At 42.5% G+C, this 18,755-nt stretch carries 13 protein-coding genes; all 13 read left to right on the top strand.

Translation table 11 applies throughout. From position 1 onward, the window contains the following. Nucleotides 1-9: 9 nt before the first annotated feature. The 13 genes from ACYVF1_RS06665 (at nt 10) to ACYVF1_RS06605 (ending at nt 18,712) form a co-directional block, all read left to right on the top strand. Nucleotides 10-1,011 (top strand): hypothetical protein, encoded by a 1,002-nt coding sequence (locus ACYVF1_RS06665; protein ID WP_461076829.1) that lies wholly within the window; start codon nt 10-12, stop codon nt 1,009-1,011. A gap of 88 nt (nt 1,012-1,099) precedes the next feature. After that, nucleotides 1,100-1,999, top strand: coding sequence for a class I SAM-dependent methyltransferase (locus tag ACYVF1_RS06660; RefSeq protein WP_461076827.1), 900 nt, complete (start codon nt 1,100-1,102; stop codon nt 1,997-1,999). A gap of 70 nt (nt 2,000-2,069) precedes the next feature. After that, a complete protein-coding gene (locus tag ACYVF1_RS06655; RefSeq protein WP_461076825.1) occupies nt 2,070-3,311 on the top strand; it encodes an acyltransferase family protein in 1,242 nt (413 codons plus the stop codon). A 31-nt stretch (nt 3,312-3,342) separates the two neighbouring features. After that, the gene (locus ACYVF1_RS06650) at nt 3,343-4,611 is read left to right on the top strand and encodes an acyltransferase family protein (RefSeq protein ID WP_461076823.1); all 1,269 of its coding nucleotides are present in this window, start codon (nt 3,343-3,345) and stop codon (nt 4,609-4,611) included. Continuing rightward, on the top strand, nt 4,593-5,717 hold the full coding sequence (locus tag ACYVF1_RS06645) for an acyltransferase family protein (RefSeq protein ID WP_461076821.1): 1,125 nt from the start codon (nt 4,593-4,595) through the stop codon (nt 5,715-5,717). The genes ACYVF1_RS06650 and ACYVF1_RS06645 overlap by 19 nt, the downstream gene beginning before the upstream one ends. Nucleotides 5,718-6,015: 298 nt before the next feature. Beyond that, on the top strand, nt 6,016-6,516 hold the full coding sequence (locus tag ACYVF1_RS06640; RefSeq protein WP_461076820.1) for a UpxY family transcription antiterminator: 501 nt from the start codon (nt 6,016-6,018) through the stop codon (nt 6,514-6,516). A 42-nt stretch (nt 6,517-6,558) separates the two neighbouring features. Next, nucleotides 6,559-8,040: a capsule assembly Wzi family protein gene (locus tag ACYVF1_RS06635; protein WP_461076818.1), complete on the top strand. Its 1,482-nt coding sequence runs from the start codon at nt 6,559-6,561 to the stop codon at nt 8,038-8,040. 70 nt (nt 8,041-8,110) lie between these two features. Beyond that, complete coding sequence (locus ACYVF1_RS06630) at nt 8,111-8,767, top strand: hypothetical protein (protein ID WP_461076816.1); 657 nt, start codon at nt 8,111-8,113, stop codon at nt 8,765-8,767. 17 nt (nt 8,768-8,784) lie between these two features. Continuing rightward, the gene (locus ACYVF1_RS06625) at nt 8,785-9,546 is read left to right on the top strand and encodes a tyrosine-protein phosphatase (RefSeq protein WP_461076814.1); all 762 of its coding nucleotides are present in this window, start codon (nt 8,785-8,787) and stop codon (nt 9,544-9,546) included. A 250-nt stretch (nt 9,547-9,796) separates the two neighbouring features. Continuing rightward, nucleotides 9,797-11,185: an FAD-binding oxidoreductase gene (locus ACYVF1_RS06620; protein ID WP_461076812.1), complete on the top strand. Its 1,389-nt coding sequence runs from the start codon at nt 9,797-9,799 to the stop codon at nt 11,183-11,185. A 90-nt stretch (nt 11,186-11,275) separates the two neighbouring features. After that, nucleotides 11,276-13,651 carry an ABC transporter permease gene (locus ACYVF1_RS06615; protein ID WP_461076810.1) on the top strand — a complete coding sequence of 792 codons (2,376 nt, stop codon included), beginning with the start codon at nt 11,276-11,278 and terminating at the stop codon, nt 13,649-13,651. A gap of 262 nt (nt 13,652-13,913) precedes the next feature. Continuing rightward, a complete protein-coding gene (locus ACYVF1_RS06610) occupies nt 13,914-16,283 on the top strand; it encodes an ABC transporter permease (protein WP_461076808.1) in 2,370 nt (789 codons plus the stop codon). Nucleotides 16,284-16,306: 23 nt separating this feature from the next. Beyond that, nucleotides 16,307-18,712 (top strand): ABC transporter permease, encoded by a 2,406-nt coding sequence (locus tag ACYVF1_RS06605; protein ID WP_461076806.1) that lies wholly within the window; start codon nt 16,307-16,309, stop codon nt 18,710-18,712. Nucleotides 18,713-18,755: the final 43 nt, after the last annotated feature.

Below are 18,755 nucleotides of genomic sequence, written 5' to 3'. Positions count from 1 at the left end.
TTTTCACAAATGCACATACTACGCTGTGGCGTTTTGCTAGTAGCTGCAATTTTTTGGGCAAGCGGCTTATCGACCGGAATTTCCTACAGACTTTCTGATTTAGGCCTAATTACGGATAAAGTACGTTTTGGAGATTTGTATCAATTTTCGGCGCTGCCTCAGTTTAAGCAGCCCTGGCCAGACTATTCACATCCAGATCGCTTCAGCGATACAGCCTCTACGCATCTCTACATTATTGGTGATAGTTTTACCCTGCCGTTGTTTCTGAATAAATCTGATTTCCGGGTAAGCCACTATGAACGATGGGGTATGGGTCCTTTATCTTTTACGCTATCCGACACCACCAAACGCAACGTACTATTGATTGAATCGGTAGAACGTAATATTCGCCAGAATTTCGCAACACCCCATCAACCAGCTCCCCCTTCATTTACTACGTATCAGGAACCTAACTGGCTAGCTCAATTGACCGAGCGATTTGGAAAAGGCTTTCATCGCAATCGGGTTGAAAGCCGGCTCGAAGCGGCTCTATTCAATCATGATTGGGCTTTCTGGTTCAAAGAAATTAAAGCCCAACTGACTCTCAACTGGTTTGACCGCACCGATGCTCAGGTAAGTCTCTCGAAAGATAAAAAGCATCTGTTTTATTTCATGGAAGCTGACAATCGGTTACCTCAGAATTCATCCTTTTCTCCGCTTGAAGACGCTGAGGTAGACTCATTGGTACAAAATTTGAACAAAACCGCCGATTATTACCGGCGCCAGAGATTCGATGAAATTTATTTGTCACTAATTCCGAACAAAGCCAGCATTCTAGATACGAATCGAACCGATTATAACCATTTAATTGAACGTATCCAGAATCACCCAAACTTAGCTATACCGGTTGTGAACACATATGAGGTGTTCAGGCAATCTCCCAGGTCACCCTACCTTAATGGTGACACACACTGGAACTGCGAAGGACATGCTACCTGGCTAAAGCTAGTGCAGGAAAAGCTCCATATTTAACCGTTTATTATAGAGTTCGGCAAAGTAATTGATATACACTTTGTCATCTTACATACGTATTTCTACGTCCCTCTTGTCTGCTTAATTTATGATTCTCCAACGTATCAATCGCTTTCGTTACGTATACAATCTTCTTTATCACCAAACAGGCCTGAGTTTCCCCCCTGGACATTATTATAGTCCTGTTGTCAATAAAAATGAATTGCAGAATCGAAATGAATTATTCGAAAATTTTCCACGGCAAATTCCAAATATTGACCTTCGGGAAGGCGAACAAATGAAGTTGTTGGAGCAGTTTAGCAAACTTTATCCTACAGTTCCTTTTACCAAAGCATACAATCCTGAGCACCGATACCATTATGATGCTCTTGGTAATCAGTATTGTTACTCTGACGCAATTATGCTGCATTGCATAATGCGAACATTTAAGCCACAGCAAATTATAGAAGTAGGATCAGGCTTTTCGTCAGCTGTGATGCTGGATACCAACCAATTATTTTTTAATAACTCCATACGATTCACCTTTATAGAGCCTTACCCAGACCGGCTTTATGGTTTACTACGTGAAGAAGACCATAAACGTACTGTTACGTACAAAAAAGGTTTACAGGAAATAAACTTGACAGAATTTGATAAGCTTGCCGAAAACGACATACTCTTTATCGATTCTACCCACGTATCTAAAACGGGGAGCGACGTTAATCAAGTCATCTTTAACATTCTTCCTCGGCTGAAACAAGGTGTACTAATTCATTTTCACGATATTTTTTATCCATTCGAATATCCAAAAGATTGGGTTATTAACAGTACTGGCTTTGGCTGGAACGAAGCCTATATACTGAGAGCTTTTTTGATGAATAATCCAGATTACGAGATAGTATTGTTCAATACGTTCATGGAAAATTTTTACCAAAAATGGTTCGAAAAAAATATGCCATTATGCCTCGAAAATAAAGGCGGTAGCATTTGGCTACGAAAAGTAAAATAAACAAGATAAAATTTTCATTCTATAAACTTATTGAGAGAACGATAAGAGCTCTATACCTTCGTAATATAGTATGATCAATAATTTATTTAATATACTCAGCCCATTCCCAGCTTTATGCATTATGGGTATTTCTTTATTAACAGTTGCTATTTTATCAAAAGTAATTGATTATCAATTACAGCAAGTTAAGTACGTGACTTTTGATAGCCTAAAAGGATATTTATCAATCATCGTATTTATTAGTCACAGTTCTACCTGGTATTATTATTTAAGAGAGTGCCATTGGAATTCCCCGCCCAATAATCTGTTTGCTCAAGTTGGTTATGCAAGCATTGCTATTTTCTTTATGATTACAAGCTTCTTGTTTTGCAATAAACTAATATCAGGGAAAATAGGCTGGCTGAAGTTTTATATTGGGCGAGTCATAAGGCTTTTGCCTGTATATTCTTTAGCAATACTTACTTTGTGTTTTATCGTATTTTATTTAACTCATTTTACTTTAAATCGTCCTTTACCAGTTGTCATTAAACAAATCACCATTTGGCTCATGTTTACTATAAAAAATGATCCAGATATTAATGACTTTGAAAACACATGGCAAATTATTAGCCGAGTAGCATGGACTCTACGCTACGAATGGCTCTTCTATATCTTGTTACCTGTATTTGGCTTAATAATTTCTCGCAGCAAACCAAACTATTATGTAATACTCATTTCAATATGTACTACTATTTACATAGTAAGCTACTACTTACAATTTGACTTTACTTATTTTAGCCCTTTTTGCGGTGGCTATATTGCTGCGCTATCAATCCGATCAGATTCCTTTTCGAAATTTGCAATCAGCAAATGGGGTACAATTTCTATAATAGTATTACTGACAACATTACTATCAATTTTTTCATTTACTTCCAGCTCGCTTTTCGAAGTTTTGCCCTTAACGATTACAACTGTTATTTTTTCAATTATTGTTGGTGGCAATACGGTATTGAACATTCTGACAAATAGTATCGCTCGTAAACTAGGGCAAATCTCTTACGGAATTTATTTATTCCATGGTATAATATTATTCTGCTTATTCAGATTTATTATAGGATTTGAGAAAGCGGCTACTTTATCGTCTTTAGAACATTGGTTTTACGTTCTTTTAGTAACACCAGTCATTATTACTCTATCATTTACTATACATATATATGTTGAAGTACCTGCTATGGAAAGCACTCACATAGTTTACAAGAAGATTTACGATTATATAGTAGTAACTAAACAGAAAGCCGGTTATTACTGGAACCAGGTTTTATCGTTTAAATAAAAAAGATACTATTAAAATATTTATTAGTCTAATGGACAATACTACAAAAGATATCTTATTAGGGCCTGTTGGATTAATTCCCGCAATTTGCATCATTGCTGTATCACTATTAACAACTGCTGCGTTAAGTAAAAATAAGCATTTAGAAATGCAATCTGTAAAATATGAAAATTTAGATGGACTAAAAGGATATTTAGCTATTATCGTTTTCATTTCACACGGTGCTACATGGTACTTTTATTTACACAAAGGCAACTGGGCGGCCGCTCCTTCTAATTTATACATTCAAATGACAAATTTGAGTGTATCGATATTTTTTATGCTGTCCAGTTTTTTTTTCTGCAACAAATTGGTAAAAGGAGATCCAAATTGGTTAAAACTATATATATCTCGAATACTACGGCTCGTACCAATTTATACACTGGCAATAATTGGATTATTTATTATCGTTGGTTTTCTAACACATTTCTCATATGGTAAAGATGAATACTTTCTAACAATATTTAGCCAATTTAGAAAGTGGCTGTTATTTACTATAAAGGATACACCTAATATTAATAATTATCAAAATACAGGCATTATTATTTGTTACGTTCCCTGGACGCTCCGCTATGAGTGGTTTTTTTATCTAAGTTTACCGATTTTAAGTTTTCTTTTGTTTAGAAATAAGATTAATGTTCCAGCAATACTTATCACACTTATTATTATGATTATATTAATTCCTTTCAAGGATTATATTTATATGCATTTCACTTATTTTGTTGGTGGCATTGTATCGACATATTTAATCAACTACGGCAAATTTTCACAAAAAACTAATCATTGGGGATTTTCTATTGTTATTTCTCTCCTATTATTCATCTTAATACTTATTCCTCCTTATCAATTGTTACCATTAATTATAACAGGAATAATTTTTATCATCACTACAGGTGGTAATACTTTTTTTGGTATATTATCAATAAAATCAGCGCGAATATTAGGGCAGCTTTCATATGGTGTTTACTTGTTTCATGGTTTGATACTGTTTTGCCTTTTCAAATTTGTTTTAGGATTTGAAAAGGCTGTTACGTTATCAAGCGTAGAATATTGGTTTTGTATACTACTAGCAACTCCGCTCGTAATAATGATAGCGTTTGTAGCACATATTTATATTGAATTACCTGCCACTAGGCTTACTCCTATAGTTTATAAATTTTCAAATAATTTAATATTATTATGTAGATTGAAAGTATCAATCTTTTGGCATCACGTTTTGGCTAATAAATATATACCTGGAAAGTGGAATCAAAATATTTAAATGAATCAAGTAGTATCCGTGATAATAATTTCAATTTATTACGGTTTATTGCCGCATGTGCTGTTCTATTTTGTCATGCTCAACCAGTAATCGGCGAAACGATTACTCCAATTCATTATTTTTCCGGTTTCGTGGCGGTTGACGTATTTTTTATAGCGAGTGGATTTCTCGTAACAGGAAGTTTGCTTAATCGTAATGATTTAAAATTTTTTATCGTATCTCGTTTTCTTAGAATATTCCCAGGATTGATGGTTTGTTTGTTAGTTAGTGTTTTCATTATTGGCCTTCAATTTACCACGCTATCATCTAAAGATTATTTGTCTAATCAACATATTTATTACTACCTATACCATAATTTAAATTTATTATCAACACCTGACTGGAATTTGCCGGGCGTTTTTGAAAGTAATCGTTTTAACTCCGCCATAAATATATCATTGTGGACATTACCATGGGAAGTAAAAATGTATTTAGGGCTAGCATTTCTCGGCCTTTTAAGAGTATTTGTCAATGTTCATTTATTTTTACAAATCATAAAAATTGTTGTTATCCTGTTGTTTACGCTTTGTTTATTTAAATATATCTATAAATATTTTAACACAAACACTTTCGGAAATCTCTCCCGTTTCGCATGTATGTTTTCTTCGGGAGCTATTTTTTACCTTTATCGAGAGCAAGTTATTCTATCAAAAAAATTATTTATTTCTCTACTTTTACTTCTTAGTGTATTTTTATTAAAAACAGATTGGCTTTTAGTTCCATACACTTTGTCAATAAGTTATGTGGTTATTTGTCTGGCATTTATTCCAAAAGGATTTATACGTAAATTCAACAAACTACCTGATTATTCATACGGAATTTATATTTATGGTTTTCCGGTTCAGCAGTCAATAGCAGCGCTTTATCCAACTAGTAGTCTAATTGAGATGATTATTTACAGTCTAATTGTTACTGTTTTACTGGCTTCTCTGTCCTGGCATTTTGTTGAGAAACCCGCTTTGAGCCTAAAGAAGTACTTCTATTCACCACAAATTGCCCATGATTTAGACCAAAGCTCGTTGGTTAGAGATGACACTTTATCGGTGGGAAGTAGAATCTCTCATTAGATTTGGCTCGGCAATTCATAAGCTAATTTGATACTATAATCTTTTTTTAGGAAACAAATTCCTTAAAATCAGATACGTATACCGTCAAGTAAATATATGAGGTACATTATAATCTCATATTGGCTCAATTTTTGATTTTTGTAACTATTGCAGCCTTTACTTACCATACGTCAGGAATTTGATGTATAAACTCTATTTGCTATAACGTAACGGAACTCTATATAAAGTACCCGACGATTTAGTGGTGGTAACCTCTAGGCGCATGTGACTATTGTCCCAATATTTTTAACTATTGGCCATGCCTTGGTTTGTCCTTTATACCAAATCCCGATCCGAAAAGCTAGCAGCTGAAAAGCTCCGTCAGAAAGGGATTGAAGTCTACTGCCCACTCAGAAAAAGTAAGCGTAAATGGTCAGACCGCATCAAGACGGTCGAAGAGCCCCTGTTTCGCTCGTACTGTTTTGTACATCTGGAAGAACAACAACGTAGTACCGTTTTTGGAGTACCGGGCGTAGTAGGCTATCTCCATTGGCTGAAGAAACCAGCTATCGTAAAACAGTGGGAGATTGATCTAATCAAAACGATGCTCAATGATTTTGATCACGACTCACTAGAAATCATCGATTTTTCCGTCAGTGACCGACTGCGCATTACGTCAGGCGCTTTCATGGACCAGGAAGGGGAAGTGCTATCGACGCAGGGGAGAAAAATCTTCATCCGAATCGAATCACTAAACCTCTGTGTATCGGTCGACATGAACAAGAACAAAGTTGAAAAAGTAAAAAAGCCAAAACGATAGTATTCGATACGCATCTGCATTGACTAGATCTACCGCTATTATATGCCTATTATTCTACGAATAAGTTATTCATTGATACTGTGCATTTTATGTCTTACCGCTACGTCTGCACAGACTACTTCTAAGAAAATTAAGTATGAAGTAGAAGCCGGTACGTATCTGTCCTCTACGTCAACAAATCCGTTCTGGATACGATCTAATCAGTTTGGTGAAATTCCGCTTGAGTCGCAGGGATTTACGTTACGTGCACAAGTCAAAAAAGAGTATGAACCCTATCTTTCTCCAAAAAAAGGGAAAGGAAAATTCTCCTATGGTTATGGCGCTCGCGCTGTGCTGAATGCTGGGCGGATCAATCAGGTTCTTCTTTCGGAACTATATGGCAAAGTTCGTTATGGCGCTGTGGAATTATCGGCTGGACGCCGACGCAAGATTATAGGTCTTGTCGATTCAACCTTAAGTTCGGGTTCGTATATCTGGTCGGGTAATGCGTTGCCCATGCCTAGCGTCGAAATTTCGATTCCCAACTATACACCGATCTTTAAAAACGGTTTAGTCGCAGTAAAAGGCAACTATTTGCACGGTTGGTTTGGTCGAAATGACTCGCTCGATAATTCGTATCTGCATCAGAAAAGCCTGTACATCCGTCTGGGAAAACCCTCCTGGCGGTTTAAAATATACGGCGGGTTTAACCACCAGGTGCAATGGGGCGGTACGTTATTATACAACCGCTTCGATAATGGGGTTAAAATCACCCGCTACGGAACCGACTGGGAAACGTATCAATACGTAGTGACTGGAAAATCGCTGTATGAACTCGATACGTTGGTCGTGCAGAATGGAGCGGCTTCCGCCGAGGGTGGTAACCGGGTTGGTAATCACCTGGGATCGCTCGATTTGGGCCTCGAGTACGAAACTGAGAATTCCAGATGGTTATTCTATCGCCAGTCGTTTTACGAAGCCGGTGCTTTATTTTATCTGAATAACGTAGCAGATGGCCTGAATGGCATATCGTTTGTGCGCAAAAACGCTCAATTTGGCATCTTACGCGTTGTTTTTGAATATCTCCAAACGTCTAGCCAAGGTGGGCCAGTTGCCTCAGGGAGAACCACTATTTCGCAGTTACGTGGTGCCGAAGATTATTTCAACAATGGTCGATACATCGACGGATGGGTATATAAAGGGCAAACCATCGGTACGCCTTATATCATGCCGTTACGTTATACGAGCGGCTTGCCGCAAAATCTGGACCGCAATCCGAATCGCATTGTTAATAACCGGGTGGAGGTTTATACATTGGGTATAATGAGCCGTATTGGTAACGTCGATTTATTGACTCGCTTTACGTCGAGCCAGAACTTCGGAAACTATTATTATCCAGCCTTCAGCATTTCGCAAAAATCGTTTCAGCAGCAGTTTATCATTCCCCTTAATAAATACACGTTCACAGTCAATCTTGCTTACGACAGTGAAGGTGTTTTGCAGGAAAATTACGGGCTTAACTTCCTGGTAAAGCGCACATTTTAAACCCTTTACACTCAGCCTTGTAGATATTCAGGATTAGATATTTCTCAGCTTACATACATACCGTAAACTTATGAAATTAGCACTACTCAGTTTGTTTCTGCTGGTTCAACTCCCTCTGCTGGCACAGTCGCCCGAACTAGCTCAGATAGAACCTATCGAATTAGCGAATTTGGAGAAAGTTGCTTCTGCATTGCCAACCGAAACCTCGTTGACGGCGCCAGAAGCTCCCTTCGATACCATAACGGCTAAACGGCATTTTATAACGACAGGACTTTATATAAATGGAAAGCGACTGTCGACATCCAGTATTTTATACACCTATCAGAAAGCGCCAAAAGCGATGCCTAAATCGTTAAATATGTATCAATTGGGCAGCTTTTTAAAACCCGTAGGGCCGCTAATGGTCGTAACTGGTGTATACGTTGGTTATCTGGCCGTCAAAGGTAAACCCGCTACGGGTATGATTCGGGGGATCCGGACAGCAGGCAATCCATATCCTTCCGACGTACCAGCGGAGTATACGGTTCGTAATTTACCCCGGTTACTGGCAGGAATAGGCATGGTTATTGGGGGAATTGCTGTAATTGAATTTTCGAACGAGCTGGTAGCTAAGTCGGCGAAAAACTACAATTCGAAACTTTCACGCCCGCGAAAAGTTGCGTTACTTTACAATACTAAATTTGGTATAACACCCGATGGTAACGTCGGTTTATACGCCCGTTTTTAACTATGTCGTCGTGGCCTATGTCTTCATCCATCTGGGAACGCTTTGTTTCTCCTTTCAAAGGAACCTCGCAGCCCACTGATGGAACGTGCTTTTGGTCGGTCGATATTCACTCGCATTTAATACCCGGACTTGATGACGGTGTTAAAAATACCGAACAGGCGCTGGCCTGTTTAACGCAACTGTCGGAGTGGGGAATTCAGAAAATTATTACGACACCGCACGTCAGTGGCGACTGGTATCCGAACTCATCGGATAGCATCCGGCAGATGCGCGCTACGTTGCAATCACTGATCGACGAGCATCAACTGCCGCTAAGCATCGACGTAGCAGCCGAGTATTTAATTGACGATTTCTTTTTCGATCTGCTTCAGGCCAACGATTTACTCACGTTTGGCGATAAGCGTTACCTGCTCATCGAAGCAGGCTGGGCCTGGGGACCGAATAATTTCCTTGATTTGATCTTTCGGATTCAAACGCAGGGATACACTCCGATTTTGGCGCACCCGGAACGGTACAAATATTACCACGACGACAAGAAAATCCTGCATCAACTGCACAAAAACGATTGCCTGTTTCAACTGAACTGGATGTCGTTCGTGGGAAGATATGGACCTGATATTCAGAAACAGGCTCGCTATCTGTTGCAGGAGGGTCTTATTGATTTCATCGGCAGCGATTTACATCATCCCCGCGATCTTAAAGACATGGCCCGCCTGTTCAGCTCCGACGATAAAAAACTGCTCCAACAACAAAAGCTGTTAAACGATACGTTGCTGTAACCGTCGTTCAAGTTACTCAGTACAAACGCCAGGCTTAGTCTGGCGTTTTTGTTTTCGGCGGTATGTGTGCTACGTCTCTGATAAATTTCTCTGCGAAGACGTAACGAGTGCGGCCCAATTAAGGACCACCCAAAATCGTATTACACAGTAGCCGGTTCTGAGTCTATTCTTTGGATTACAAAACAGTGATACTCACACTCGACGTAGCGTCAGATCATCTAATTTCTTCAATTTATGAAAGCCTGGTGCCATGTCGGATATAGTCGAGCGGTTGATTGATACGTTTGGGAGAAATTGTGTACTAAATCGTGAAGAGGCCAGTACGCGCGTTGCCAGTCACTGGAAGCAGTCGGGAGGTCTCAATTGCCTGGCGCTGCTCTTGCCCAACACGACTCAGGACGTATCTAGAATGCTTCATATCTGCCATGAATTCCATCAGCCCGTCGTTCCGCATGGTGGATTAACTAACGTAGTGGGGGCTACTGAGACGCGTCCGAATGAAATTGCGCTAAGCCTTGAACGCATGAATCAGGTGGAGCAAATCGACGTAGTAAACAAAACGGTAACTGTACAGGCAGGCGTAGTGCTTCAGCAATTGCAGGACAACGTAGCAACACATGGCCAATTGTTTTCGCTTGATCTGGGGGCAAAAGGTAGCTGCATGATTGGTGGCAACATCGCTTCCAACGCGGGCGGTTTGCAGGCGTTACGTTATGGAGTCATGCGAAATCTGGTGCTGGGTCTGGAAGTGGTTCTGGCCGATGGCACCATCATTTCTTCGCTGAATAAATTGATGAAGAACAATGCTGGTTATGATCTGAAACAGCTTTTCATAGGCTCAGAGGGCACGCTTGGCATTATCACGAAAGCGGTGCTGAAACTTGAAGAGCGGCCCAAAACCCGCAATACGGCTTTCCTAGCTGTAGAAAGCTTTGAGAAAGCCAATGAATTATTGCTGGCAGCCAAAACCTCTTTAAAAAGTAGCCTTACCAGCTTTGAATTATTGTGGCAGGATTACTACCGGTTAATGACCTCGAAGCCATCCCTTTTTTCGCCACCCTTACCCCAGACGTATCCCTTTTACGTTCTGCTGGAATCGCTTGGGTACGATAATGAAAAAGATAAAACCCAGTTCGAAGAATTTTTAGAACACTGCCTGACCAATGAGTTGATTGCCGACGCGGTCATGGCTCAGGCCAAAAAAGAGTTGGATTGGTTCTGGGGGATCCGCGAACATGTAGAATTCATTTTTTCCATTCATCGCCCTGTTTTTCTGTTCGATATCAGTCTGGCTATTTCCGATATGGATGCCTACATAAAAACGATACGTTCGGAACTACAAAGCGTCTGGCCAGACGTGCACCTCTACGTATTTGGGCATATGGGCGATGGAAACCTTCACTTATTTGTCAGTTGCGGCAATGACGACCAACCAACAAAACATAGAGTTGAAGAACTACTTTATAAACCGCTGCAACCCATTGGCGGCTCAATAACCGGTGAACATGGTATTGGTCTGGAGAAAAAACCGTGGCTTTACCTAAGCCGCACCTCTGAAGAAATCGCTCTGATGCGGACGATTAAAAAAGCGCTAGATCCAAGAGGAATTCTGAACCCAGGTAAATTACTGCCTGATTAGACTACGTAGCAAAGATAAAAGCAACGTTTACGCTTATTCTTTCATCTATTAAGTGGGCAGCCTAAAATCACCCCATAACCCCTCATCATTATGCTCCGGAACTACCTCAAAATTGCACTCCGAAATCTGTCTAAAAACAAAGCTTACTCGGCTATCAACATCATTGGGCTGGCGGTAGGCATGTCTGTTGCCATGCTGATTGGCTTATGGATCTATGACGAATTATCGTTCAACAAATTTCACAAAAATTACGGTCAACTAGCTCAACTCTATATTAATCAGACATTTAACGGGATCACAGGGACCAGTCGAGCCGTATCGCTGCCGTCGGCTAATGAAGTTAAGACCAAATACCCCAGCGATTTTAAAGCCGTGGCTTTATGCTCCTGGAATTTCGGGCATCTGCTGGTAAATGGCGATAAAAAAGTCAACAAAGAGGGTATGTATGCCGAACCGGAGCTGCCTGAAATGCTTTCGCTCAAGATGCTGAAAGGCGATTATGCCACTGCCCTCAAAGAACCAGCCTCCATTCTGTTGTCGGAATCGCTGGCTAAAACTCTCTTCGGCGACGCTGATCCACTGAACAAAATCCTTAAAATCGACGCCAAAAATAACGTAAAGGTGACGGGCGTTTTTGAAGATTTGCCTTATAATTCAAACTTCTATGAGGCAAATTATTACCTCCCCTGGAGTTTCTACCTTGCCAATGAGGGATGGGTGAAAGAGTCGCTGCAACAGTGGGGAAATCACTCGTTTCAGTGCTTTGCCCAGATCACGGAGCAAGGCGATATGAAAGCGATTTCCGCTAAGATTCGGAACATTGAGAAAAAACACGCTGCCGAAAGCGAGAAGCCCGAATACTTTCTGCATCCGATGAGCATGTGGCATTTGTACTCTGATTATAAAGATGGCAAAAACATTGGTGGCGGTATTCAGTTCGTCTGGCTGTTCAGCCTGATCGGGGTATTTGTGCTGCTGCTGGCCTGCATCAACTTCATGAACCTCAGTACGGCACGTAGTGAAAAACGAGCGAAGGAAGTTGGTATTCGTAAAGCTGTGGGTTCGCTACGTCAGCAATTAATTACGCAGTTCATGAGCGAGTCAATGCTCGTAGTAGCTATGGCCCTCGTCCTATCTCTGCTGATCGTATTGATTGCTTTACCAGCCTTCAACGAGATATCGGGTAAAAAAGTAGAATTCCCTTATGCTAATCCGGTTTTCTGGCTGCTCATCATAGGCTTTTCATTAATAACTGGCTTTTTGTCAGGAAGTTACCCTGCCCTTTATTTATCTTCTTTCAATCCATTGAGCGTATTGAAAGGTACGTTCAAAGTTGGGCGCTGGGCGGCTATTCCGAGGAAGGTGCTCGTGGTGATTCAATTCACCGTATCGATTACGCTCATTATTGGCACCATTATCGTGTTCCAGCAGATTCAGCACGCGAAAAATCGGCCCGTTGGTTATGACCGATCAAACTTACTGCAAACGTACACCAGTCCAGGTACGTCTGGAAAATTCGATCCCCTCCGCGACGATTTGCTGAAAACGGGCGTCGTTTACGAAATGAGCCAATCCTCTAGTCCCACCACGGGGGTTTGGTCCAATCAGATTGGTTTCGAGTGGGAAGGGAAAGACCCTAAGACACTGCCTTTGTTTGGCATAGTGGCCTGCACGCACCAATTTGGGAAATCCATCGACTGGAAAATTCTGGAAGGACGGGATTTTTCCAAAGACTTTTCGACCGATACGTCGGCGTTTATTCTGAACGAAGCCGCAGTCAAATTAACGGGTCTGAAAAACATTGTCGGCAAAACCATTCGCTACAACGGCAAACCAATGGAAGTAGTGGGTGTCATAAAAGATATGGTGATGGAATCACCCTACGAACCCATCAAGCCAACGATATTTTTGGTACGTTACGACTGGTCGAACGTCATCAATATCCGGCTAAAACCGAATACGCCGATTGACGAAGCGCTTCAGAAACTGAAAGCCGTTTTCAAAAAGTACGACCCGGATACGCCCTTTGATTTCAAGTTCACAGATCAGGAATACGATGCCAAATTCCGTACGGAAGAGCGGGTGGGCAAACTGGCGCGTGTATTCGCGGTGCTTGCGATTTTCATCAGTTGCCTGGGTTTGTTTGGATTAGCGTCGTTTATGGCCGAGCAACGTATTAAAGAAATCGGCGTTCGGAAAGTGCTGGGTGCATCGGTATTCAGTTTATGGGGACTGCTGTCCAAAGAATTTGTTCGGCTGGTTATTCTCGCTTTCCTGATTGCCGCACCCATTGCCTGGTATTTTCTGGATGACTGGCTTCAGCATTATGATTATCGCACAAAGATCTCATGGACTATTTTCTTGCTATCGGGCTTAGGCGCAACCGTCATTACGCTCCTGACGGTGAGTTATCAGGCCATCCGTGCCGCACTGGTAAACCCCGTAAAATCACTACGTTCGGAATAGCGTAATATTAGTACGAAACAATGGTCTGGCTACAGGAGAATATCGCCCGTAGCCAGACCATTGTTTATTTTTCACCCTCCTACTTTCATCAGGTTACAAACAAAAGAATAGGCTCAGTGTACTACGTTCATAAGCGGACGGTTCTGTACGCTTTCGGACAGCTTATTTTTCGCAAAAGCGTCTGATTTACGTGCTTTGGCCTTTTTTGGGCGTGGCATGGTAGTTGAACCCGTTAGCGGAGCTAACGAATAACAGCACCGCTATGCTACGTAACTATATCAAGATTGCCTGGAGAAATCTCTGGAAAAACAAGACGTTTTCGTTTATCAACATTCTGGGTCTGGCGCTGGGCATGGCCTGTAGCCTGCTCATTATGATGTGGGTGCAGGACGAACGTAGCATGGATCGATTTCATGCGAACGACAGCCAGCTATACCGGGTCATGGAGAACCAGCAGTATACCGGTGTTGTCAATACGTTCCCATCGACACCAGGGATTCTGGCCGAAAACATAGTCAAAGACTTCCCGGAAATCAAGTTAGCCAGCCAGATGCTTTGGGAAGAATCGCTCCTGTTTACGGTAGGCAATACGTTCGAAAAGGAAAAAGGTCGGGCGGTGCAGGGTGATTTCCTGAGCATGTTTTCCTTCCCGCTCAAAGAGGGCAATCCTAAAACGGCGCTCAAGCGGCCTGACGGCGTGGTGATCTCCCAAAAACTGGCCGACAAATACTTCAAAGGCCAGGACCCGATGGGCAAAACGATTCGGATAGACAACCGCGACGCCGTAATCGTAACGGGTATTCTAGCCGATATTCCAGAAGCATCTTCCTTAAAATTCGATTACCTCATCAGCTACGATCGCTGGCTGAAAACCAACAGCTGGGCGAAAGAATGGGGCAATAATGGCCCTCGCTGCTACGTGATGCTAGCTAACAATGTCTCGGTTGATAAGGTAAATGCCAAGATTAAAAACTACATCAAAACCAAAAATAAGAACAGTAACGTAGAGTTATTCCTCCAAGGTTATAGCGAGTCGTATTTGTATTCGAATTGGGAAGGCGGCAAACAAACGGGCGGACGTATCGAATACGTTCGCATTTTTTCTATAGTCGCTATTATTATCCTCCTGATTGCCTGTATCAATTTTATGAATCTGGCTACGGCTCGTTCTGTCAAGCGGGCAAAAGAAGTTGGTGTTCGGAAAGTAGTCGGAGCATTCCGAACTAGCCTGATCGGGCAGTTTTTGGGCGAATCGATGCTCATTACGTTGCTATCACTTGGGTTCTCTATTTTGATTGTGTTCCTTATTCTACCCGTTTTTAATGAGCTAACCGGCAAAAAACTATTTCTCGACGTAGCAAACCCTACGTTTCTCGTATTGCTGCTCAGCCTTTCGCTGATAACCGGCCTTTTATCAGGAAGCTACCCGGCCTTATTCATGTCGGGGCTAAAACCAGTTGTTATTCTCAAAGGAACCCTGAAGCTAAAGTCAAGTGCTACGTATTTCCGGAAAGGGCTGGTCGTTCTGCAATTTGGGCTATCAATTGTCTTGATTCTTAGTACGTTGGTTGTCTATCGCCAGATCAATTACATCCAAAATAAAAACCTCGGCTATAACCGTGAAAACCTGCTTTATATGCCGCTGGAGGGTAATCTGGAAAAGAATTTTCAGAGTTTCCGGCAGGAGCTGGAAAAACAGCCGGGAATTAAAACCGTCACCTGCGCCCAGTCAGACCCGCTCGAAGTAGGCAGCTCGACGCAGGGCGTAAAGTGGCCGGGCAAAGACACGACTCAACTTATTCTGTTCAGCCAGAATGCTGTCTCGTACGATTACATCAAAACGATGGGCATTACGTTGCTCGACGGCCGTGATTTTTCACCCGACTACTCGACCGACACAACCAACTACCTGATCAACGAAGCCTCAGCCCGGAAAATGGGGTATAAAAATCCGGTCGGCAAGGAAATGACGATGTGGAACCGGAAAGGTAAAATCATCGGCCTGATGAAAGATTTCCACTATAACTCATTACACAGCGCCATCGAACCTCTGATCTTACGCCTGCAACGCGGTGTTGTCGATACGACAAACAACTGGGGTAGTGTGCTGGTACGTACCAAAGCTGGCGAAACCAAGCAGGCTCTCGCGAGCATGGAAGCTGCCTTCAAAAAGTTCAACCCGCGTTTTCCGTTCAAGTATTCGTTCACTGATCAGGAGTTCGGGAATCTATACAAAGCCGAAAACACTGTTAGTAAACTGGCGAGCTACTTTGCTTTTCTGGCCATTTTTATTTCGTGTCTGGGTTTGTTCGGGCTTGCGACCTTTACGGCCGAGCAACGTACCAAAGAGATTGGCATCCGTAAAGTACTGGGTGCCAGCGTTACCAATCTGGTCGGTATGTTGTCGAAAGAATTTATCGTCCTGGTCTTGGTGGCAGCCTTTATCGCATTCCCGATTGGCGGGTATTTCCTGAGCGGCTGGCTCGAAAAATATCCGTATCGCATCGAGTTGGAGTGGTGGTATTTCCTGGCCGCACTTATGTTGGCTATGTTCATAGCGTTGTTTACGGTCAGTTTCCAAAGCATCAAAGCCGCCTTGATTAATCCAGTAAAATCGTTAAAAACAGAATAGTTCTGATCGGACCTCCTACCCTTATGTTACGAAACTACCTCAAAATCGCCTGGCGCAGCCTGTGGAAAAACAAAGGCTTTTCGGCAATTAATATTATTGGTCTGGCCATAGGCATGGCCGCTTGCCTGCTGATTACGGTATTTGTATTCTATGAGCGAAGTTTCGATAGTCTTCACCATAAAAATATTTATCGGCTCGACGAAGTCCAGAAGTTCGAAGGGATGGTTGCTCCGCAGAACGTAGCGTTATCCATGTATCCGATGGGTTCGACGCTGAAAAGCGAGTTCCCTGAAATTCTGAACTTTACCAGAGTCACCCCATTTAACAAAATAACCCTCACGTATCAGGACCAGAAAGTAGTTTATCCGAACATGCTCCGGGTCGATTCGACGTTTTTGCAACTGTTCGATTTCGAATTACTGAAAGGAGAACGTAGCACGGCGCTGCAAAAACCCGGCAGCGTAGTGCTGACCGAAGAAGGAGCCACTAAACTGTTCGGTACGCAAAACCCAATCGGGAAATCAGTTATTCTTTACGGCCGCGATACGCTTATGTTTGCAGTTACGGGTATTCTGGCAAACACGCCCAAAAATTCACATCTCCAGTTCGAAGGTTTATTTACGCTTAAGACGTTTGTGAGCCCGGAAGATGCCAATAACTGGGGCGGAAACTGGCTCGTTACGTATCTGGAACTGGCCAAAAATACAGACGTAGCAGCTCTGGAGCGTAAATTTCCGGCCTATTTGAAAAAGTACATGCGTGAGGACGGCTGGAAGTTTTATGAGCTATTCCTACAACCCCTAAAAGAGGTTCATGCCAACTCCGTCCAGATTACGCACGATTACATCAATTACCAGAAATTCGATTCCAATTACACGTACGTTTTCTCGGTCATCGCCCTGATTGTGCTGGTCATTGCCTGTATCAATTTCATGAACTTATCAACGGCTCGCTCGGCTGGTCGGGCGCGGGAGGTTGGTATTCGAAAATCGGTTGGCGCGATACGTTTGCAACTGGCCGGACAGTTTATTGGCGAATCCATACTGGTGGCATTTTTAGCCTTAATACTGGCTATTCTGGTGGTGAAACTAACACTCCCATTTGCCCGAGACCTGAGCCAACGGGAACTGGATTTACCCCTGTTCAGTAACCCAATACTACTGATTATTATTATCGCCGGTACTGTAATCATCGGTGCGCTCTCGGGGCTTTATCCGGCGGCTTTTCTGTCATCTTTTCAGCCGACAAAGGTTTTGAAAGGCTCGATAGAAGGAGGACGTAGTAAGGTAACATTTCGGAACGTACTGGTAGTTAGTCAGTTTGCCAGCGCCATTTTCCTGATTATCGCTACCATTTTTGCCGTCAAGCAACTTCGGTTTATGCAAAGCCATGACACAGGCTTCAATCGAGAGCAGGTAATGGTTATTCCGCTCAACTCCAAAACGAATCCAAAATACGATGCACTTAAACAGGAATTGGCGAATAACTCGCTCGTTCTGGGCGTAACGGCCTCGCAGCAGCGACTCGGCAATAACCTGCACCAGACAGGCGTAAAATTTCAAGGCGATGGTCCGGTACGTGAGTTGACATCTTCGCAGGTCATTGTAGACGCCGATTATCTGACGCTCTACAAAATTCCGGTTGTGGCCGGCCGAAATTTCTTACCGGGTAAAGCGGAAAGCGGCCGGACGTATATCATCAACGAAACGCTGGCAAAAGAGCTTTTGAAAGACCACCCCAGCAAATCCATTCAGTCGCTGATTGGCCGACGTTTTGGTTTCGGCGGAATGGACTCCCTGGGAACGCTGGTCGGCGTAGCGAAAGATTTTAACTTCAACTCACTCCACCATAAAATTGAAACACTCTGTATTTTCAACCAGAAAGATTGGGGATACAGCGAAATGTCGGTTCGGATAAGTGGCGGAAAAGCTCAGGAAGCCATTGGACAGATTGAAGCCGTCTGGAAAAAAATAGCGCCGGAAGTTCCTTTTGAATATACATTTCTGGATGAACATTTTGCCGAACTCTACCGGGCCGACCTTCAGGTGAGTGAAATTGTCGGTATTCTGGCTTCGCTGGCTATATTCATTTCGTGCCTGGGCCTGTTTGGTCTAGCTTCCTACTCCGCCGAAAAACGTATCAAGGAAATCGGTATCCGGAAAGTATTGGGCGCATCGGTAACAGGTATTATTGCGCTGCTTTCCAGAGATTTCCTGCGACTGGTTCTGATTGCCATACTCATTGCGACGCCCCTGGCCTGGTTCGCTGTTCACACCTGGCTTACTGATTTTGCGTATCGCATCGGCATGGACTGGTGGATTTTCGCCCTATCCGGATTAGTTGCTATTGCCATTGCTTTACTGACGGTTAGTTTCCAAAGCATTAAAGCCGCTTTGATGAATCCGGTCAAATCACTACGTTCAGAATAGTCTGAACCGGGATTGAGCAGATTGATGGATTTTCAGGATTTTG

This window comes from Spirosoma flavus, assembly GCF_054778555.1.
The sequence above is the reverse complement of the archived record's forward strand: the minus strand, read 5'-3'. Positions and strand labels throughout refer to the sequence as shown.